This is a genomic window from Nonomuraea terrae (assembly GCF_004348995.1).
Taxonomy (GTDB): domain Bacteria; phylum Actinomycetota; class Actinomycetes; order Streptosporangiales; family Streptosporangiaceae; genus Nonomuraea; species Nonomuraea terrae.
Genome location: NZ_SMKQ01000015.1, coordinates 1 through 19,996 on the forward strand (window position 1 = coordinate 1; position 19,996 = coordinate 19,996).

Annotated in this window: 17 protein-coding genes; 7 read left to right on the plus strand and 10 right to left on the minus strand. The window is 71.5% G+C overall.

Annotated features, from left to right (window positions below; genetic code table 11):
• The first annotated feature begins 72 nt into the window (after positions 1–72).
• Positions 73–672 (plus strand): WecB/TagA/CpsF family glycosyltransferase, encoded by a 600-nt coding sequence (locus E1286_RS08145; RefSeq protein WP_281282635.1) that lies wholly within the window; start codon positions 73–75, stop codon positions 670–672.
• Positions 673–713: 41 nt separating this feature from the next.
• Here E1286_RS08145 and E1286_RS08150 read toward each other — a convergent pair whose 3' ends face one another.
• The 7 genes from E1286_RS08150 to E1286_RS08180 form a co-directional block, all read right to left on the minus strand.
• Entirely contained in the window at positions 714–2,000 is a 1,287-nt protein-coding gene (locus E1286_RS08150) for a serine hydrolase domain-containing protein (protein ID WP_132610314.1), read from the minus strand.
• A 127-nt stretch (positions 2,001–2,127) separates the two neighbouring features.
• Positions 2,128–3,030 carry a sulfotransferase gene (locus tag E1286_RS08155; protein ID WP_132610316.1) on the minus strand — a complete coding sequence of 301 codons (903 nt, stop codon included), beginning with the start codon at positions 3,028–3,030 and terminating at the stop codon, positions 2,128–2,130.
• The gene (locus tag E1286_RS08160; protein WP_246074581.1) at positions 3,027–4,262 is read right to left on the minus strand and encodes a lipopolysaccharide biosynthesis protein; all 1,236 of its coding nucleotides are present in this window, start codon (positions 4,260–4,262) and stop codon (positions 3,027–3,029) included. The genes E1286_RS08155 and E1286_RS08160 overlap by 4 nt, the downstream gene beginning before the upstream one ends.
• Positions 4,250–5,104 carry a sulfotransferase family protein gene (locus E1286_RS08165; RefSeq protein ID WP_132610320.1) on the minus strand — a complete coding sequence of 285 codons (855 nt, stop codon included), beginning with the start codon at positions 5,102–5,104 and terminating at the stop codon, positions 4,250–4,252. The genes E1286_RS08160 and E1286_RS08165 overlap by 13 nt, the downstream gene beginning before the upstream one ends.
• On the minus strand, positions 5,101–5,997 hold the full coding sequence (locus E1286_RS08170; RefSeq protein WP_132610322.1) for a hypothetical protein: 897 nt from the start codon (positions 5,995–5,997) through the stop codon (positions 5,101–5,103). The genes E1286_RS08165 and E1286_RS08170 overlap by 4 nt, the downstream gene beginning before the upstream one ends.
• A complete protein-coding gene (locus E1286_RS08175; protein WP_132610324.1) occupies positions 5,997–7,259 on the minus strand; it encodes a hypothetical protein in 1,263 nt (420 codons plus the stop codon). The genes E1286_RS08170 and E1286_RS08175 overlap by 1 nt, the downstream gene beginning before the upstream one ends.
• A complete protein-coding gene (locus E1286_RS08180) occupies positions 7,256–8,554 on the minus strand; it encodes a Wzz/FepE/Etk N-terminal domain-containing protein (RefSeq protein ID WP_132610325.1) in 1,299 nt (432 codons plus the stop codon). The genes E1286_RS08175 and E1286_RS08180 overlap by 4 nt, the downstream gene beginning before the upstream one ends.
• 348 nt (positions 8,555–8,902) lie before the next feature.
• On the opposite strand from E1286_RS08180, the gene E1286_RS08185 reads away from it, so the two are divergent.
• Entirely contained in the window at positions 8,903–9,937 is a 1,035-nt protein-coding gene (locus E1286_RS08185) for a glycoside hydrolase family 26 protein (protein ID WP_132610326.1), read from the plus strand.
• A gap of 1 nt (position 9,938) precedes the next feature.
• Here the strand turns inward: E1286_RS08185 and E1286_RS08190 are convergent, their stop codons facing one another.
• The 3 genes from E1286_RS08190 to E1286_RS08200 form a co-directional block, all read right to left on the minus strand.
• On the minus strand, positions 9,939–10,844 hold the full coding sequence (locus tag E1286_RS08190) for a sulfite exporter TauE/SafE family protein (protein WP_132610328.1): 906 nt from the start codon (positions 10,842–10,844) through the stop codon (positions 9,939–9,941).
• Entirely contained in the window at positions 10,841–12,055 is a 1,215-nt protein-coding gene (gene cysC, locus E1286_RS08195) for an adenylyl-sulfate kinase (protein WP_132610330.1), read from the minus strand. The genes E1286_RS08190 and cysC overlap by 4 nt, the downstream gene beginning before the upstream one ends.
• A gap of 70 nt (positions 12,056–12,125) precedes the next feature.
• A complete protein-coding gene (locus E1286_RS08200) occupies positions 12,126–12,845 on the minus strand; it encodes a methyltransferase domain-containing protein (RefSeq protein WP_132610332.1) in 720 nt (239 codons plus the stop codon).
• A gap of 141 nt (positions 12,846–12,986) precedes the next feature.
• Here E1286_RS08200 and E1286_RS08205 point away from each other — a divergent pair, with 141 nt between their 5' ends.
• The 5 genes from E1286_RS08205 to eno all read left to right on the plus strand — a co-directional run bounded on the left by E1286_RS08205 (position 12,987) and on the right by eno (position 19,973).
• Positions 12,987–13,427 (plus strand): cupin domain-containing protein, encoded by a 441-nt coding sequence (locus E1286_RS08205; protein ID WP_246074585.1) that lies wholly within the window; start codon positions 12,987–12,989, stop codon positions 13,425–13,427.
• A gap of 129 nt (positions 13,428–13,556) precedes the next feature.
• The gene (mfd, locus tag E1286_RS08210) at positions 13,557–17,045 is read left to right on the plus strand and encodes a transcription-repair coupling factor (RefSeq protein WP_132610334.1); all 3,489 of its coding nucleotides are present in this window, start codon (positions 13,557–13,559) and stop codon (positions 17,043–17,045) included.
• Between the two features lie 30 nt (positions 17,046–17,075).
• Positions 17,076–17,672, plus strand: a complete 597-nt coding sequence (locus tag E1286_RS08215) for a SurA N-terminal domain-containing protein (RefSeq protein ID WP_132610336.1) — start codon at positions 17,076–17,078, stop codon at positions 17,670–17,672.
• A gap of 2 nt (positions 17,673–17,674) precedes the next feature.
• A complete protein-coding gene (locus tag E1286_RS08220) occupies positions 17,675–18,619 on the plus strand; it encodes a nucleoside triphosphate pyrophosphohydrolase (RefSeq protein WP_132610338.1) in 945 nt (314 codons plus the stop codon).
• Between the two features lie 76 nt (positions 18,620–18,695).
• The gene (eno, locus tag E1286_RS08225) at positions 18,696–19,973 is read left to right on the plus strand and encodes a phosphopyruvate hydratase (RefSeq protein ID WP_132610340.1); all 1,278 of its coding nucleotides are present in this window, start codon (positions 18,696–18,698) and stop codon (positions 19,971–19,973) included.
• Positions 19,974–19,996 lie beyond the last annotated feature (23 nt).

A 19,996-nucleotide genomic window follows, 5' to 3' on the forward strand; every position in this document is an offset into this window, starting at 1 on the left:
GGCGGGCGGATTGTTACGCCGAATGTGGATATCTGTCGGGCGGTTGCTCGGGATTCCACGCTCAGGGAGCTTGTGTGTTCGGCGGAGATCGTGGTTGCCGATGGGATGCCGTTGGTGTGGGCGGCGAGGCTGCTCGGCAGGCCGGTGCCGGAGCGGGTCACGGGAGCCGATCTCCTTTGGTCGTTGAGCGGGCTCGCCGCACGTCGGGGCTGGCCTGTCTACCTGCTTGGTGGGCCGCCGGGAGCTGCGGCAGGAGCGGCTCGCACGCTCAGCCGGCGCTTTCCGGGGTTACGGGTCTGCGGCGTGAGCGCGCCCCCGTACGGGTTCGACGCGACCGCTGAGGGGCGGGCGCGCGTGCGGCGGGAGGTGGTCGCGGCCCGGCCGCGGATCGTGTTCGTCGGGCTCGGGTTCCCGCGGCAGGATCGGCTGGCCGACGAGCTGCGGGAGGATCTGCCGGACGCGTGGTTCCTGGGATGTGGGGCGGCCATCTCCTTCGCGGCGGGCACCCTGCCCAGGGCGCCGGAGTGGATGCGCTGGGCCGGGCTGGAGTGGGCGTTTCGGCTGGCCTGCGAGCCGCGGCGGCTGACCCGTCGCTACCTGGCGAACGACCTGCCTTTCGCCGCCCGGCTGCTCACGACGGCCCTGGCCACCCGGGTGGCGGCCGCCCGGTGAACCGGGCCACGCCGATCGCGAGGCCCGGTGCTCGGCACCGGCTATTGAGCCGGCTTGGCCGCGTCGGCCGACGCGGCTTCCCCGTCGCAGAACACCACGTCGATGAGGTCGTTCAACGCCTTCGGGAACTCCGTCGCCACGTCCATTGCGGCGTCGCCGCTGGTTATCGAGGCGGTCATGGTCTTCTTGCCGTCGGGCGTGCTGTACATCAGCGCCCCGTAGCCGTTGTTGCTGCCGTTGTGGTTGAGGATGACGCTGGCGCAGTCCGGGCCGGTGTCCTGCACGTATACCCCGAGGCCGTAGCGGCCGTAGAGGCCGGCGCTGCCCGGGTGTGGCTCGCGCATCTCGGCCAGCAGCCTGGCCGGCAGGAGCGTCCCGTCGTTCAGCGCGGAGAAGAACGTGTGGAGATCCTCGGTGGTCGAGATCATCTCACCAGCGGCGGAGATCCAAGAGGGGTTCTGGCGGGTGACGTCGATCACCTTCCACTGGCCGGCGTCTTCGTAGCGGTAGTAGGCGTGAGCGTACGGCGCGGGCATGTCCGAGCGGGCGCCCGGCACCACGGTGTGCTCCAGTTTGAGCGGCCCCAGGATCCGCCGCTGCATCTCCACGGCGTAGGAGTGGCCGGTGACCTTCTCGATCAGCAGCTTGGCCAGCACGTAATTGGTGTTGGAATAGCTCCAGCCCGTCCCCGGCTCGAACTTCAGCCGCCTGGACAGCGACAGCCGTACCAGCTCGTCGTCCTTGTAGGTGTGGAACCGCTTGTCCACCCATTCCTCGCCCTGCCATGGGATCAATGACACCTGCGTCCCGTCGGGGAGGACGTCGAAGGTGTAGTCGATCAATCCGCTGGTGTGCTGCAGCAGCATCCGTACGGTGATCCGCCGGTCCAGCCCGTATTGAGGCAGGTGGTCGGCGACCGGGGCATCGAGATCGACCTCGCCGGCGGCTACCAGTTTCAGCACCAGGGTCGCGGTGAAGTTCTTGGTGGTGCTGCCCATCCGGAAGTGGCCGTTCGTCGGTGGCTTGGCGGTCGTGCCCAGCTTGCGCACCCCGGCGCTGCCGGCCCACTCGCCTCGCTCATCGTTCACGCGCAGCTGCACCCCGGCGAAACCGGCATCGACGAATGCCTGGATGGCCCTCTGCAGCTCCGGACGATCCTGCCCGCCGTCCGCGGCGGCCGCCCCGGAGGCGGCCACCCCGCCCAGCAGCGCGGCGGCCAGCGCCGTGGCGACCCCCACACGCCGGAAGGCCCGCATACGTCCTCTGGGCTTGATCTGCTCTGTGTATGCCTCGCGCGGGCCCGAGGCCGCGATCTCCGAACCGTTCATGGGATTCACCATCACCGACCGCTCTGATACCGAGCCGTTGCGATGCTGACACGGCCGCTGACACTCGACCGGGAACGGCTCGGCAGACCCGGTGCGTGGTCGGTGGCGCTGGAGCGGGTGCGTGGTGTCAGGAGCGGGTGAGGGTGCGAATGCGGGTCGCCTCTTCTGGGGTGAGGCCGCGAAGAGCGGTGGTCAGGGAGGCGGGGGAGTTCATGGGGCGGTAGGCCGTGCGGGACAGGCCCGTCCAGGTGAAACCGCGGCCCCGGCCGGTGGGGGAGGGAGCGAGGCAGGCGCGGGTGATGCGGCGTTCGGCGGATGGGGTCCAGGGCAGGTCCGCGTAGTCGTAGAGGCGCCGGAAGGCCGGCAGAGGGTCGGCGGCCAGCGATTCGTATGGGGTGACGAGGATTCCCTGGGTGCGGTCGAGGATCGCGCGGGTCACCCGCCACAGGGCGGCGGCCTTGGCGATCCGGTCCTCGGAGCCGACCAGCGGCCGCAGCTGCAGAACCTCCGGATGGTCGCGTACCAGGAGCGGCTGGTCCAGCAGCTCCTCGAAGTGCACCGTCCAGCCCAGACGCTGCCAGCTCGCCACGAACGTCACCGGGTCCCGGACCAGCGCGATCACCCGGCATCCCAGCCGCCGGGCGAACCAGCCCGCGCTCAGCACCGCGAACGGGTCGTCCAGCAGCGCCCGCCGCCCTGTCAGCCGGCTGTACGTGAACGCGGTGCCGTATCGGACGAGACGCGCCAGATCGTACGGTGACCGGTTGGCACGCAGCTCGGCGAGCCACCGGTAACGCAGCGCCAGGGTGTCGCGGAAGGCGGGCAGCCAGTCGGCGGCGTTGTCGTCGCAGATGTACTGGAAGCGGTGGGTCACCCGGGCGTTCAGTACGCCGGGGCAGCGGCCGGGCGGGTGTTGCGGGTTGAGCGGCTCGTTGACGTAGACCAGGTCGCCTCCGGCGGCGAGCATCTTGCCGGCCCAGCTCGTCCCGCTGCGCGGCAGCCCGGTCACCAGGACAGGGCGCCCCCTCATGCCGCGGCCCAGCCGCGTACGCGCAGCGCCGCGAGGGTGTGGCGGCCGAACGGGTGCAGGCCGTAGCGGCGGTGCAGCTGCCACAACGGCAGCAGGTTCTTCACGAGCACGCCGCCCGACCACCCCGCGACCGCCCCGAGCGCCCCGTGGGCCGGGATCAGCGCCACATCGAGGACGAGGGTGCAGGCGACGGCGGCCAGCAGGTTGGCCAGGCTCGTCCCGGTGTGCCCTGCGGCGGTCAGGACGACGTCCACCATCCCGCAGGCCGTCGCGACCATCATCGTCCCGGCCAGCACGAGCGCGACCGGAACCGCCGCCTCGTACCCGGGGCCGAACAGCCGCAGCACCCACGGGGCCAGCGCCGCGTACGCCAGCCACACCGGCCAGGTCAGCAGCACCAGCCAGACCGTGGCGCTCTGGTAGAGGCGCCCGGCAAGCTCGTGCTCGCCGTCGGCCAGCGCCCTGACCAGCCGCGGTTGGAGGGCCTGCGCCAGCCCCTGGTTGGCGAGCTGACCGACCACCTTGAAGCGGGTGGCGGCGGTGTACACGGCGGCCTGGACGGGGCCGGCGAGCGCGGCGACGATCACGATGTCCGCCCGCTGGAACACCGCCTGGATGGCCCCCGCCACCGACCGGGGAGCGGTGTGACGCCACAGTTCCCGTACGGTCCCCGGCAGGTAAGGCGTCCGCGTCACCCGCCCCCTGACCGCCACCACGGCCAGGACCAGCAGCGGCACGTACGGCAGTCCCCACGCCGCCGGCAGCCACCCGGCCGCCCCCGCCAGGGCCGCGCCCGCCACGAGAGCCAGCTGGCAACACGGCACCAGCACCCCGTCGAGCAGCACCGTGGGCCGCATGGAGCCGAACCCCCGGGTGACCGCCAGCAGCACGTCGCCCGCCACCATGACGGGCAGGACCAGCGCGAGCGGCCCGAGCCACGGATACAGCACCACCGCCGCGAGCCCGGAGACCATCAGACAGGGCACCAGCGCCGCCCGGATATATCCGGAAATACCGTCGACCGCCCGCGCTGCGAAGTACACCAGCCCGTTCCCCGCGTCGAGCTTGGCGATCCCCGCCACCATCAGCGCCAGCGCGGTCGCCGTGAAGAACGCCCCCGCCTCCTCCGCGGAGAACGCCCGCGTGACGACCACCACCAGCGCGAACTGCGCCAGCGCGCTGCAGCCCGCCCCCACCACCCCGGCGGCACCGGCCAGGCTCAACGCCGCCACGACGGCTCCTCGCCCAGCCACCGCGCCAGCCGGGCGTCGTACGGCTCGAACCGCTCGCGCAGCGACCGCTCCAGCGCGGGCGGCACCGGACGCGGCAGCGCCCGGCCGTTGTGCCGCTCGAACACCGGATACCCCAGGTGCGGCACCTCCAGGAACTCCAGCACCCGGTCGTAGACCGCCTCGGGATGGGCGAAGAAGCGGTGGCTGTCCAGCACGAGGATTCGGTCGCGGCCGAACATCGGCTCCAGCCGGTCGAGCTGGTCGGCGTAGCGGCTCCGGGTCACGTAGGCGTGGTGGCGGTGGGAGTGGTGCAGCGCGTAGGGGAGCGCGCGCAGCAGTTCGTCGGCTCCGGCCAGGCGCTGCTCCTCGAGTTCGAGCGCGGTCTCGAGGTGCGACTCCGTCTCGAAGCCCCTGGCCAGCTCGTGGGCGTGCGCCGAGCAGGCCCGCTCGACGGGGTCGCGCACGAGCACGACGAGCTTCACGCCCGGCAGGGTCGCGGCGATGCGCTCGCCGGCCAGCGGGTGGAACAGGTAATAAGGGGAGGATTCGTACGCATGAGCAGGCCCGCCGTGCCGGCGGCCGAGCAGGGCGGCGCCCGCCTGTAACGGGAAGTGGGCCCGGTACCAGCGCAGGCCGCGGTCGTAGGCCACGTCGAAGTAGTGCACGCCCTTGTGCAGCACCGGCTTGAGCAGCAGCGGGTGCTGGGCGAGCGCGCGGTAGAGCGAGGTGGTGCCGCACCGCTGCGCCCCCACGATGAGGAACGACGGCAGCACCCGCGCCCCCGCCGTGAACCGCCCCGCCGACCGCGACAGGGAAAGGGCTGAGCGTTTCATCGTCCTCATGTCAGCAACTCCTGGTGGTCGACGACCGGGTTGAGCCAGGTCTCCGGCGGGCCCAGCGGTTCGTGACCGTCGGCGGCGTGCCGGTCGGCCAGCGCGATCAGGTACCGCAGCGCGGTGTGCCGGGCCGCCGCCGCCGACAGCCCCAGGGGAGCGAGCACCCGTACGGACTGGGCCAGGCACGCCCGCGCCGCGACCGGCGGGCGCATCCGGCGCAGCGCCCGCTGGAAGAAGTGGTGGACCGCGTCGAACCCGTACGGGACGCCGATCTCGTAACGCTCCCAGTCCCACACCAGCACCCGGCCGTCGGGCGACGGGCACATGTTCCAGGGCGCGAGGTCGCCGTGCCAGGCCGGGCGGGTGCCGCCGGTCTCGGCGATCTCCCTGACGGCGTCGAGCAGCAGCGGGCGCGGCACCCGACGGCGGCACACCGGCAGCGGTGAGACGGCCAGCACCGACAGCCCCCGCCACTCGCCGTGGTGCAGCACGTAAGGGGTGGCCACCACGTCGAGGGACAGCCCGGCCAGCCGGCGCAGCGCCGCCGCCTCCGTGGCGAGCAGCTCGCGGGTGCGGGGCGTGTCGCCGACCTTCACGAACGCCAGCCGCCGCCCTTGCGAGCGCGCCTCCAGCACGGGCTTGCGGTTGGCCCGCCGCGCCGGGCGCACGTGCAGGACCGTCTCGACCGGCCGCTCGAAGACCTCGCTCAGGTACGTCGCAATCGACCCTTCGTCGGGGACCATGACCCGGGAGCCCACATGCCACCATCGGCGCGGCGCCAGCCGCCGGGGCAGGGCGGGAAGCGGCAGCACGGTGTACGCCCGGGGCGAGCCCGTCCCCGGGTACAGCAGCCGCACGGTCTCCGCGAGGTAGCCGAGACGGGTCGCGGCGTCGGTCATCAGTTTCTCCAGAGCAGGGCGAACGAGATCAGATAGAGGCTGAGCGGCGAGACCAGGCCGTCGTAGATGAACATGTAGAGCAGCACGAGCCCCATCACGAGCACCCCGGCCAGCCCGATCGGGCTGCGGTCACGCCAGTGGCGCCGGATGGCGCCGAGGAAGAACGCCGCGTACAGCAGCGCGCCGGTGAACCCCTGGGTGATGATCAGCAGCCAGAGCTGCCCGTCACCGCCCAGCGGCGGGTGTCCGCAGGTCGGGCACCACGGGGTCTTGCCCGTGGTGATCGAGCGGTGGTTGCCGGTGGCGTTGCGGGTGTTGCCGTAGCCGATGACCGGCGAGTGGGTGGCCGCCGCGAGGGTCGCGCTCACGGTGAAGGCCCGGATGTCGTTGGAGTGCGGCCGGTCCAGCCGCTGGGCGACCAGCGACGCGAGCGGGCTGAGCACGAACGCCAGCGCCGCCGTGGCCACTAACCCGCACGTCAGGATCCGGGTGCGCCCGCCCACCCGGACGATGAGGTAGAGCACCGCGAGGCCGAGGCCGATCCACAGGCCCCGGTTGAGCGAGTACACGATGGGGATCGCGGCCAGGGCGAGCACCACGGTCGCGAAGACCTTGTGCCGCGTCCGGCCGTACACCCACCAGCCGATCACGAACCAGACCAGCAGCACCGACGCGTTGCTGCCCCACGCGTTGGCCCACTCGTACGGCGCCTCGGGCCGCGGCGCGGCGTACCCGAGCACCTTCTGGGTCTGCGCCGCCGTGGGCTGGATGAGGTTCTGGACGAACGGGTTGCCGCCGATCCAGTCCGGCAGCAGCAGCTGCACCGGCGCGGTGTAGGAGAAGGCCGGGAAGAACACGCCGAGCAGCCCGCCGGCGACCGTGGTCACGAACAGCACGCCGAGCATCCGCACCAGCCGCAGCTGCGGCAGCTCGCGCTCGGTGAGGTTGCCCAGGTAGAGCATCATGACCACGACGGACGTGTAGAGCGCCAGCCGCATGAGGTAACCGATGACCCGGCCGGCGCTCAGCTCGCCGTACGTGCCGGGGGGCGACTCGGCCAGCATCAGCCCGCTGATGAGGTAGCCGGCCAGCAGCAGCGCCCACAGCCCGAACCCGCGCGGCACCCTGATCGGCCGGCGCCGCCACAGCACCACCGCCATCGGCACCGCCACCACGATCACCGACAGCCCCCCGAACCCGAGCGCCCACCAGACCGGGTAGCCGATCAGCAGCGCCGCGATGGGCCAGGCGGCTCTGCTCACGTCGGCATGCCCGGCCGCTGCGGGTGGTGGAAGTGCTGGATGGGGGTGGTGTCGGGCGGCAGGCCCAGATCGAGCTCGCCGCTCGCGACGAGCTTGCCGAGCGTGTGGTGGTGCGGGTGCGGCTCCAGCAGCGGCACGAACGTCGGCACCGCCTCGGCCGCCGCGACCACGCCGGCGACCGGGACGCCGTGCCGGGCCAGTCGCCGTACGGCGGCGGCGACGTCCGTGGAGGTGACCCGGCCCAGGCCCACGACCAGCAGGGCGGCCTCGGCCCTGGCCAGGTCGCGGGCGTCGGAGCCGTCCAGCACGACGAGCGGCAGGCTCACCGGCAGCGGCTCGGCGCGGCGGCGGGCGGGTTGCAGGTCGTGGGGGAGCGCCCTGATCAGGAGCCGCTTGCCCGGGCAGGCGGCGACGACCTCACCGGCCAGCTCCGCCAGCACGCCGTGCGGGCGCGGCCCCGACAGGTCGCCGAGGACGGGCAGGCCGGTCAGCCGCTCCACGTCGGCGGCCGTGCGCAGCCGCCTGTCGAGCCGGTCGCGGGCGTACGCGGCGGTCGAGCCGGCCAGCAGGCCCGCCATCAGCCCGGTGCCGAGATAGAGGGGCAGGCTGGGGGAGCTGGGGGCGTCCGGCGGCGTGGCCCGGCTGAGGATCGAGCCCGGGGTCACCGCGACCGTCCGCAGCGCGTCGTACTTGAGCGCCAGACTGGCGGACTGGCGGTTGAGCACGCTCTGGCGCTGCTGGGCGAGCGTGTGCTCCGGGGTGCCCCTGGGCAGCCGGACGAGCTCCCTGACGACCTGGTCGAGTGCGGCGTTGACCTGCTTGTACTTGGTCAGCATCACCTGCTGCTGCGCGGTCAGCGCGCTCAGGGCGCCCGCGCGGCGATGGTCGAGGTACGCCTCGGCGTACGCGCGCGACTGGGCGGCCGCGCTGTCGGGGCCGCCCGCCGTCACCGAGATCCACAACACCCCCGAGTTGGGCGGCACGAAGACCTCGGCCGGCTCGGGCTCCTCACCGCCGAGGACCCTGGCCGCGCGGGCGGCGACCGCCGCCGACTGCGCGACCTGGGCCTCGGTGTCGAGGTTGAGCGCCTCACGCTGGCGGTTGGTGACCTGGTTGAGCGGCTCCGGCACGCCCACCGGCAGGACGTGGACCTGGGTGGTCGCGGTGTAGACGGGCGGTGTGAGCAGCAGGAGTGCGAGCGCCGCGACGCCGCCGAACACGACGCAGCCCACGAACGGCAGCCACCGCCGGCGCAACAGCGCGAGGTGCTCGTCCAGGCCGGTGCCGGAGCTCATGGGAGGTCTCCTGGGATGTGTGCGGATCGTCGCGGACCGGCGACACTGCGTCACTGTCCGGACGCGGGCTCACTATAGGACGGACGGTTATCACCCAGGTGGAATACGCAAGATGTTCTCCGGTACGGCCAGAAAGAAGGCACCTGATAAATCGAAATATCAGAAAAATTCGGGCGGCCCGATCCCTGCCATGAACTGGGGAGACTCTCACACTGGCTGACGTTCCAAGAATGGCGTGGCAAGGTTCAGGTGTGATAGGCGGGGGTCACTCGACAAGGGGGTAGGAAGGCTTTGCAGCTACGGGGTAAAACTCACAAAACTACGCACACCGCGCTCACGGGCGCCGCCATGGCCGTGGTCACGGTGCTGGCCGCCTGCTCCGGCGCGGAGGGCGCCGGAAGTGTGCCGCCGGTCGAGAGCCGTTCGGTGCGGCCGGCTGTGCGCTCGCCCACCTGCACGGCCACCTCGAAACTCATCCCGTCCTGCGGCGCCTGGTGGGGGATCGCGCCGGAGGTCTTCACCGGCGCCCCGGTGGAGCAGGCGCTGCACGGTGCGGAGGCGCGCATGGGGACCGCCGCCGACGTGCTGCACGTCTATCACCGGGGCAGTGAGCTGTTCCCGACCGGCGCGGAGATCAGGCTGGCCCGCGACCCCGAGCGGCCGCGGCTGCTCATGATCAACTGGAAGCCGTCGTTCGAGCACACGTGGGCGGACATCGCGGGCGGCGCCCTCGACCGCCGCATCGACCGGCTGGCCGCCCACCTCAGGCGCAAGTTCCCCGAGCGCTTCTTCCTCACCGTGCACCACGAGCCCGAGAACGACGTGAACCCCGCACGGGGCTCGGGCATGCAGGCCACCGACTACGCGGCCATGCTCCGCCACGTCGTGCTGCGGCTGCGCGAGCGTGGGGTCAGGAACGCGGTCGTGGTCATGACGTACATGGGGGCGCCCAACTGGGCGGCCAAGCCCTGGTTCGAGGATCTCTACCCGGGTGACGACGTGGTGGACTGGGTGGCCATGGACCCGTACGCCGACCATCGGGTGCAGGACTTCGACGGCCTCGTGAACAAGACCCGCAAGGAATATCCGGACTGGCCAGGGTTCTACCGGTGGATGCAGGCGCGCTTCCCCGGCAAGCCGGTCATGGTGGCCGAGTGGGGGGTGTTCGAACGTCCTCACGACCGGTCGTTCAAGCGCCGCTTCTTCGAGTCGGTGAGCCGGCAGATCAAGCGGTATCCGCAGATCAAGGCGCTGCTCTACTTCGACTCGCCGCAGGCGCCGCGGGGCGACACCAGCTTCGACTCCGACCAGGGCGCCGACCGCGCCTTCGCCGAGCTGGCCCGGGATCCGTACTTCCGCTCGACCCCGGTGCCGCGTCCGTAGCCTAGGGGCTCACCTCGTGCGGCTGCCCGGCCGCCGGGGCGCCGTCGGCTTCCGCCGCCGCGCGCCTGGCGCCCGCGCGGCGTCGCAGCCGCCAGCCGGCGACGGTGACCGCGACGGCCACGACGAGGGCGCACACGGTGAACGTGTTGCCGGCGTCGAGCAGCTTGAGCGCCGAGGCGAGCAGGACGATCGCCAGCATGGCCCTGATCAGGCCGCCGGGGGCGCGTGAGGAGATCCGCGCGCCGAGGTAGACGCCCGGGATCGAGCCGATCAGCAGGGAGACGGTGAGGTCGAGCTGGAAGTCGCCGAACAGCAGGTGGCCGAGCGCGGCGGCGGCGACCAGCGGCACGGCCTGCACCAGGTCCGTGCCGACGAGCTGGTTGGCCTTGAGCGCCGGATACAGCACGAGCAGGGCCACGATGATGAGCGATCCGGAGCCGACGGAGGACACGCCGACCACCAACCCGCCTACCATACCGACCAGTAGGGTAGGCATTGGGCGCACGACGATCTCGTGCGGGCTCGACGTTCCACCCCGCCCGGCGAACCAGCTCTTCAGCGCCATGCCGGCCACGGCCAGCAGCAGCGCCACGCCGAGGGCGTACTTCACCGCGTCGGTGACCGCGAACGCCCTGGCCAGGAACACCCCGCAGAAGGCCGTCGGCACCGACCCCGCGCACAGCCAGCCGACCAGGCGCAGGTTGACGGTGCCGTGACGCAGGTGGACGAAGCTGCCGACCGGCTTCATCACCGCCGAGGCGACCAGGTCGCTGGAGACCGCGGCCAGTGGCGGCACGTTGAAGAACAGCATCATCATCGGGGTCATCAGGGCGCCGCCGCCCATGCCGGTCAGCCCGACCACGATGGCGACGACGAAGGACCCGGCGATCAGCGGGAGGTCGATCAACGGACCCACCTCCCGGACTTCAGCGTGTCGAGCACCCTGGAGACGGCCGCCTCGATCGACATGTGGGTGGTGTCGATCACCAGATCGGCGTCGTCCGGTTCCTCGTACGGATCGGAGACGCCGGTGAACTCGGGGATCAGGCCGGCGCGGGCCTTGGCGTACAGGCCCTTGCGGTCGCGCCGCTCGCACTCCTCCAGCGGCGTCGCGACGTGCACCAGCAGGAAGTCGGCGCCGACGGACTCGACCATCTCGCGCACCTCCGCGCGGGTGGCCTCGTACGGCGCGATCGGGGCGCAGATCGCCAGGCCGCCGTGGCGGGCGGCCTCGGCGGCGACGAAGCCGATCCGGCGGATGTTCAGGTCGCGGTCGGCCTTGGAGAACGTCAGGCCCTTGGACAGCAGGTGGCGCACCACGTCGCCGTCGAGGTAGGTCACCGTGCGGGAGCCGAGCTCCAGCAGCGCGTCGCGCAGGCCGCGGGCGATCGTGGACTTGCCGGAGCCGGACAGCCCGGTGAAGAAGACGACCAGGCCGCGGCGGTGGGGCGGGCCCGGGATGTGCACGGGGTCGGGGCCGGCGAAGTGTTCCGTGGCTCCGTAGCGGGTGGCGACGTGTTCGCGCAGCTCCAGGTCGATCTCGGGCTCGTCGCGCGGGGCCAGCGGCACCGGGACGACGAGCGTCCCCTCGGGCAGCTGATCCTTCGCTCGCAGCGCGGCGCGCACGACCGCGGGGCCGGCCTCGCCGTACGCGAGCGGGAGCAGCAGGATCACCGCGTCGAGCTCCTTCGCGGTGGCGATCACCTCGGACAGGTCGTCGAGCGGGCCGCGCATGGTGACGCCCAGCGCCGGACGCCCGCCGAGCTCCTGCCGGACCTCGGCGGGCGTACGCCGCAGCCGGGCGAAGGGGCCGTGCTCCGGCGTGCTCAGCGCCTTGATCGGCCCGGAGGTCAGCCCGTCGGGCTCGTGAGCCGTCACGGTCAGCACGGCCAGCGGCAGCCCCTCGGGGTCGAGCAGGGTGACCTCGTCGCCGGGAGAGACGTCGGCGGGCAGGTGGAGGGTCACGGGCGCGGGCCACGGGGTGCCGTCGGCGAGGGTGCCGCGCTCGTGCACCGTATGGAGGTCGTCGTGGCCGAGGAACCCGGTCAGCGGCTCGAAAGCTCCGCAGAGCAGCAGCTCGAGGTCGGCCAGTTCGCGCTGGTCGGGGGTCCACTCCACGGTTCCTACATCCCAACTATTCCGATTGAATTGGTAGGGAAGGAGTCTACCGGCTGATGCCAGTGTGTCACTAGATGAGCCGGGCGAAGTGGTGCTGAGGCTTCCTGATGACCATGGTGATCTCGTCGTGGGAGGAGGGGAAGCGGCCGCTGGTCAGGTTGGACATCATCGCCACCGCCGCCGCGCCGAGCCTGCGCGACCTGGCCGGCCCGCTCGTGGTGCGCCGGTCGTCGGTGATCATGAGCCCGCGGCTCAGGCAGAACGCGTGCATCCCGTCGCCGGAGGCCAGCGGCTCGTACACGGCCGGCAGCGGGCCCGGCGTGCCGGCCGGCACCATGGCCGGCCACAGCAGGCGGCGCAGGAACGGCGGCGTCAGCCGGTCGAGCAGGCCGTAGGCCGACTTGCGGTCGCGCATGCGCAGCAGGAGGAGGCCGCCCGGGCGCAGCGCCCGCAGCAGGCGGTCGAGCACCAGCTCGGCGTGGTGCACCCGTTCGAGCAGGAACGACAGCTGGATGACGTCGAAGGACCTCGGCGGCAGCGCCACGCTGCGCAGGTCGCCGAGGGACCAGGCGACCAGGTCGGCCCGCTCCTCCAGCACCTTCCTGATCGCCGGGAGGTCCTCGTCGACCCCGGTGGCCCTGATCTCGATGTGGTCGAGGACCAGCGGCTCGTCGTAGGCGCAGCCGGCGACCAGCACGTCGAGTCGCCTGATCGGCTGCCCGGCGCAGTGCTCACGGACCCGCTGATCGAAGAGGTCGCCTCGCCGGGCGACCGATTTCACCTCAGACATGTCACCTACAGTAATCAACCGATCCCGATCAGTGAGCCATTTACCCCACCACCCCTGCTCCGATCTCCTCCCCAAGGGACCTCGGCCCGCGTGCGGCGCCGTGGGGCTGGGGGAGTGAGGGGGCTGCTAGCGTCGCTGGGCGTGAGTGGTGAGGTCTACGTCGGGAACGCCGGGGTCGATGCGGCTCTTGATCGAGGGTGGCTGCTCGGTCACTTCAAGCCTCCAGGAGACCCCAGGCACAGCGACGACGTCGAGATCAAGTGGGGTGTGCACCCGGCGGGCGACGAGCGCGCGGAGTGGGTCCGGGGTGAGGAGCGTACGGCGCTGCTGGTGCTGATCAGCGGCCGGTTCCGGGTCGAGCTGCCCGGACGCGGTGTGTTGCTGGCCGAGCCCGGTGACTACGTGGTCTGGGGCAAGGGGGTCGACCACTCGTGGCGGGCGGAGGAGCCGTCGACCGTGCTGACCGTACGATGGCCGTCCGTGCCCGGTTATCGGGTTCCGGAGGGCGATGGCCCATGGGTGCCTGACGGTGACGGCACTCAGGCTCCGGACGGCGAACGGACCCGCGTTCAGGGTGGTTGAGGGCGGGGCCGGGCGCTCGGTGGAGGGCGTCTTCGGTGGGTGGGGGGCGGGTACCCTGGTGGCAGACCCCCGCGACCTGACCCGGCCGGGGGTAGTCGTGTTGCCGTCGTGGGGCTGTGGACGTATCTGATGAGTCTTTCCGGGCTACTTGACCTTGTTCGCGCCGACCCGAAGCTGACCGCCGCTCTCGAAGAGGGCGGCGACGTCGCGCTCGTCGCGCCGTCCGCGCTGCGGCCGTTCGGCGTGGCCGCGCTGGCCACGCACGACCAGCGCACCGTGCTCGCGGTGACCGCGACCGGGCGCGAGGCGGAAGACCTCGCCGCCGCGCTGACCAGTCTGATGGAGCCCAGCTCCGTCGCGGTGTTCCCGGCCTGGGAGACGTTGCCGCACGAGCGGCTCTCGCCGCGTAGCGACACCGTGGGCCAGCGGCTGGCGGTGTTGCGGCGGCTGGCCCACCCGGTCAAGGGCGACGCCGCCGCGGGGCCGCTCAGCGTGATCGTGACGCCGGTCAGGGCGCTGCTGCAGCCGATCGTCAAGGGGCTCGGCGACCTGGAGCCGATCAGGCTGCGCGCCGGCGACGAGGCCGACCTCGACGACGTTGTCGACCAGCTGGTCGACAACGGCTACCACCGGGTCGACATGGTGGAGAAACGCGGCGAGGTGGCCGTGCGGGGCGGGCTGCTCGACGTGTTCCCGCCGACCGAGGAGCACCCGCTGCGGCTGGAGTTCTGGGGCGACACGGTCGAGGAGATCCGCTGGTTCAAGGTGGCCGACCAGCGTTCGCTGGAGGCGGCCGAGGACGGCCTGTTCGCGCCGCCGTGCCGCGAGCTGCTGCTGACCGGCGAGGTCAGAGCGAGGGCGCGGGCACTGGCGGAGGAACATCCGGCGCTGGCCGAGGTGCTCGACCAGCTCGCCGAGGGCACGCCGGTCGAGGGCATGGAGGCGTTCGCGCCCGTGCTGGCGGGCGAGATGGACCTGCTGATCGACCACCTGCCGGCCAGGTCGGCGGTGTTCGTCTGCGACCCCGAGCGGATCCGGGGCCGGGCCGAGGAGCTCGTACGCACCTCGCAGGAGTTCCTGGAGGCGTCCTGGATCAACGCGGCGGCCGGCGGCGAGGCGCCGATCGATCTGGGAGCGGCGGCGTTCCGCACGCTCGACGAGATCCGCGAGCACGCGGGCGCGCTCGGCCAGCCGTGGTGGACGATGGCGCCGTTCGGCGGCGGGGTGGAGCTCGACGCACAGGACTCCGAGGCCTATCGCGGCGAGACGGCGCGGGCGCTGGCCGACATCAAGGGCTGGCTGTCCGAGGGCAAGGCGGTCGTGCTGCTCAGCGAGGGCCACGGCCCGGCCGAGCGCATGGTCGAGGTGCTCAAGGGCGTCGACGTCCCGGCCCGTCTGCAGAGTCATCTGGACAAGGCGCCCGAGCCGAAGGTCGTCCACGTCTCGACCGGTCTGATCGAGCACGGCTTCGTCACGCCGGGCCTCGCCGTCCTGACCCACCTCGACCTGGTGGGGCAGAAGGCGTCCACGAAGGACATGCGCCGCCTGCCGTCGCGCCGCCGCAACATGGTCGACCCCCTGCAGCTCAAGGTGGGCGACCATGTGGTGCACGAGCAGCACGGCGTCGGCCGTTACGTCGAGATGGTGCAGCGCACGGTGCAGGGCGCGACCCGCGAATACCTGGTCATCGAGTACGCCAAGGGCGACCGCCTCTACGTGCCGACCGACCAGCTCGACGAGGTCACCCGCTACGTCGGCGGCGAGGCACCGACGCTCAACCGCATGGGCGGCGCCGACTGGGCCAAGGCCAAGTCGCGGGCCAAGAAGGCGGTCAAGGAGATCGCCGGCGAGCTGATCCGCCTCTACTCCGCCCGCATGGCCTCGCCGGGTCACGCGTTCGGCTCCGACACGCCGTGGCAGCGCGAGATGGAGGACGCCTTCCCGTACGCCGAGACGCCCGACCAGCTGGAGGCCATCGACGAGGTCAAGCGCGACATGGAGCGCGGCGTCCCGATGGACCGCCTGATCTGCGGTGACGTCGGCTACGGCAAGACCGAGATCGCGGTGCGGGCGGCGTTCAAGGCGGTGCAGGACGGCAAGCAGGTCGCGGTGCTCGTGCCGACGACGCTGCTGGTGCAGCAGCACATGTCCACCTTCGCCGAGCGGTTCTCCAGCTTCCCGATCACGATAAAGCCGATCTCGCGCTTCCAGACCGACGGTGAGGTCAAGGGCACCATCGAGGGGCTCAGGTCGGGCGCGGTCGACGTGGTGATCGGCACCCACCGGCTGCTCAGCCCCGAAGTCAGGTTCAAGGACCTCGGGCTGATCATCGTCGACGAGGAGCAGCGGTTCGGCGTCGAGCACAAGGAGGCGATGAAGCACCTGCGCACGCAGGTCGACGTGCTCGCCATGTCCGCCACGCCGATCCCGCGCACGCTGGAGATGGGCCTGACGGGCATCCGCGAGATGTCCACGATCCTCACGCCTCCGGAGGAGCGCCACCCGATCCTGACGTTCGTGGGGCCGTACGAGGAGAAGCAGATCGCGGCGGCGGTCCGGCGCGAGCTGATGCGCGACGGCCAGATCTTCTTCGTGCACAACCGGGTGGCCTCGATCAACCGGGTCGCCGCGCGGCTGCGCGAGCTGGTGCCCGAGGCGCGCATCGCGGTGGCCCACGGCCAGATGAACGAGCACCAGCTCGAAAAGATCATGGTCGGCTTCTGGGAACGCGAGTACGACCTGCTCGTCTCCACCACGATCGTCGAGTCGGGTCTCGACGTGCCCAACGCCAACACGCTGATCGTCGACCGCGCCGACAACTACGGCCTGTCGCAGCTCCACCAGCTGCGCGGCCGGGTCGGGCGAGGCAGGGAACGCGGGTACGCGTACTTCCTGTATCCGCCGGAGAAGCCGCTGACCGAGACCGCGCACGAACGGCTGGCCACCATCTCGCAGCACACCGAGATGGGCGCCGGCATGTACGTCGCGATGAAGGACCTCGAGATCCGCGGCGCGGGCAACGTGCTGGGCGCCGAGCAGTCCGGTTTCATCGCGGGCGTCGGCTTCGACCTGTACGTCCGGCTGATGTCCGAGGCCGTGCAGGAGCAGCGGACCAAGCTGTCCGGCGAGGAGGTGCGCGAGGAGCAGCCCGACGTCAAGGTGGAGCTGCCGATCAACGCGCACATCCCGCACGACTACGTCACCTCCGAGCGGCTGCGGCTGGAGGCGTACAAGCGGATCGCGGCCATCGCCACGACGGCCGACATCGACGAGGTGCGCGACGAGCTGACCGACCGCTACGGCAGGCCGCCGGCGGAGGTGGAGAACCTCCTGGAGGTCGCGCGGTTCCGCATCAAGGCGCGCGCCGGCGGGCTCACCGACGTCACGCTGCAGGGGCAGAACATCAAGTTCGGCCCGGCCAGGCTGAAGGAGTCGCAGCAGGTCCGGCTCGACCGGCTGTACAAGAAGGCGATATACAAGCAGGCGGCGGAGACGCTGCTGGTGCCGGTGCCCAAGACCAAGCCGCTGGGCGGTCAGCCCCTGCGCGATCTCGAGTTGCTCAAATGGTGCGGCGACCTGGTCGAGGCGATGTTCCTCGAGCCCGCCCGGGTAAGCTAGCGGCGGTTTTCGGGTCGGAAAGGGACTTACGTGAAGTCGATACGAGTGGCCGTGGCCGCCGCCGCGGTGGCCATGGCACTGACCGCCTGCTCCTCTCCCATGCAGGCCGGGGCCGCGGCCGTGGTCGGGAAGGAACGCATCTCGACGAGTGAGCTCAACGAGGACACGCAGGCCTATCTCGCCGCGCTGAAGCGGGCCAACCTGGACGAGTCGGCGCTCGGCGGCGTCCCGGCGAGCCAGATCGTGCTGCAGCGGCTGGTCAACGTGAGCGTGTCCCGGCAGCTCGCGGCGCGCTACAAGGTGCAGGTGAGCGAGTCGGAGGTCGACGCCGCGCTGCGCGATCCGGGCCAGTTCGAGTCGCCCGAGATCAACCTGCTGGCCAACGGCGTCACGCCGACCGACGCCCGCGACTACGGCCGGGCGATCGTCGGCCTGTCGAAGCTGCAGCAGCAGTTCGGCGGCCAGGCGGGGCAGCAGCGCCTGACCCAGGAGTTCATCTCGATCAAGCCGGTCTTCAGCCCCCGCTACGGCGCCCTCAACCCGCAGCGCACGCAGGAGAACCCCGCGCTGTTCGTCGACACCGGCAGGTTCGGCAAGCTCACCCAGCAGGCGCAGGCGCAGGGCTGACCGTGCCGCTGATCGTCGTCACCACCTCGCCCACGGTCGCGCCGGGCCTGCTGAGCCACCAGGCCTGGCAGGCCCTGCGCTCGGGGCCGGTCCTCACCGCCTCCGCCGCGCAGCGGCAGCTGCCCTACCTGGCCGAGGCCGGGATCGAGGCCGAGGTGGTCGAGCCCGACCCGCGAGGGCTGGTCGCGCGCGCGGTCGCCGAGACCGTGGTGTGGCTGGCGTCGGAGTCCGAGGCCGGCGACGAGGCGTTCATGCGGGCGGTGGGGCACGCCGCGCTCGCGCTCGACGAGCCGCCGGTGATCGAGGTCGTGCCGGGTTCGTACGACCTGCCGGGCGGGCGGGTGCTCGGCCTCGTGGCGGTGATGGACCGGCTGCGCACCGAGTGCCCGTGGGATCGCAAGCAGACCCACGAGTCGCTGGTCCCGTATCTGCTGGAAGAGGCGTACGAGGTGCTCGAGACGATCGAGCAGGGCGACCACGAGGCGCTGCGCGAAGAACTCGGGGACCTGCTGCTGCAGGTGGTCTTCCACGCGCGGGTGGCCGAGGGCTTCGACATCGACGACGTGGCGGCGGGCATCGTCGACAAGCTCGTACGCCGCCATCCCCACGTGTTCGGCTCGGTGCGGGCCGAGAGCGCCGACGAGGTCAACGACAACTGGGAGGCCATCAAGGCCGCCGAGCGTGCGTCCAAGGGCCGCGAGTCGGTGCTGGAGGGCGTGCCGATGGGTCAACCGGCGCTGTCGCTGGCGGCCCAGCTGCTGCGCAGGGCCGAGCGGGCCGGTGCGCCGGAGTCGCTGGCGGCCGCCGTCGGGCAGGGCGTCGCACGCGAGCTGTTCGACCTCGTACGCCGGGCCGCCGAGGCCGGGGTCGACGCCGAGGCGGAGCTGCGGGCGGCGGCGCGGGCTTACCGGGATCGCGTCCGCACCTGGGAGTCGTCGGCCGGGTGAGGCGCGCCGCACCCGCGAGCGGGCCTACCGATAGGCTCTGAGGGCATATCGCCTGATCGAATTAGGAGCGCATCCCGTGGCTACCATCGAGGTCGTATACGCTCGCGAGATCCTCGACTCCCGGGGCAACCCCACGGTGGAGGTCGAGGTCGTGCTCGACGACGGCAGCAGTGGCCGGGCGGCCGTGCCGAGCGGTGCGTCCACCGGCCAGTTCGAGGCCGTCGAGCTGCGTGACGGCGGCAAGCGTTACGGCGGCAAGGGCGTGGAGAAGGCCGTCCTCGCCGTGACCGACGAGATCTTCGAGGAGATCAACGGCATCGAGGCCGAGGACCAGCGCATCATCGACCAGATCATGATCGACCTCGACCGCACGCCCAACAAGTCGAAGCTCGGCGCCAACGCCATCCTCGGCGTCTCGCTGGCCGTGGCCAAGGCCGCCGCCGACAGCGCCGACCTGCCCCTCTTCCGCTACCTCGGCGGGCCCAACGCCCACGTACTGCCCGTGCCGATGATGAACATCCTCAACGGCGGCGCCCACGCCGACACCAACGTCGACATCCAGGAGTTCATGATCGCGCCGATCGGGGCGGAGACGTTCCGCGAGGCCGTGCGCATGGGCACCGAGGTCTACCACGCGCTCAAGAGCGTGCTCAAGGAGAAGGGGTACGCCACGGGCCTGGGCGACGAGGGCGGCTTCGCGCCCAACCTGCCGTCCAACCGCGACGCGCTCGACCTCATCCTGGTCGCCGTCGAGCGGGCCGGCTACGTGCCGGGCGAGGACGTCGCGCTGGCCCTCGACGTGGCCGCCTCCGAGTTCCACCAGGACGGCGTCTACACCATCGACGGCAAGGGCCTGTCGGCCCAGGAGCTCATCGCCTTCTACGAAGACCTGGTCGCCAACTACCCGCTGGTCTCCATCGAGGACCCGCTCGACGAGGAGGACTGGGAGGGCTGGAAGGCCATCACCGCCTCGCTGGGCGCCAAGGTGCAGCTCGTCGGCGACGACCTGTTCGTCACCAACCCCGAGCGGCTGGAGCGCGGCATCAAGGACGGCGCCGCCAACGCGCTGCTGGTCAAGGTCAACCAGATCGGCACGCTGTCGGAGACGCTCGACGCCGTCGACCTGGCCCACCGCAGCGGCTACCGGTGCATGATGAGCCACCGTTCCGGCGAGACCGAGGACACGACGATCGCCGACCTCGCGGTGGCGGTCAACTGCGGCCAGATCAAGACCGGCGCGCCTGCCCGTTCCGACCGGGTGGCGAAGTACAACCAGTTGCTGCGCATCGAGGAGCTTCTCGACGACGCCGCCCGTTACGCGGGCCGCGCCGCGTTCCCCCGTTTCCGCCGCTAGTTTCAAAGAAGGCCCCGAAAAGG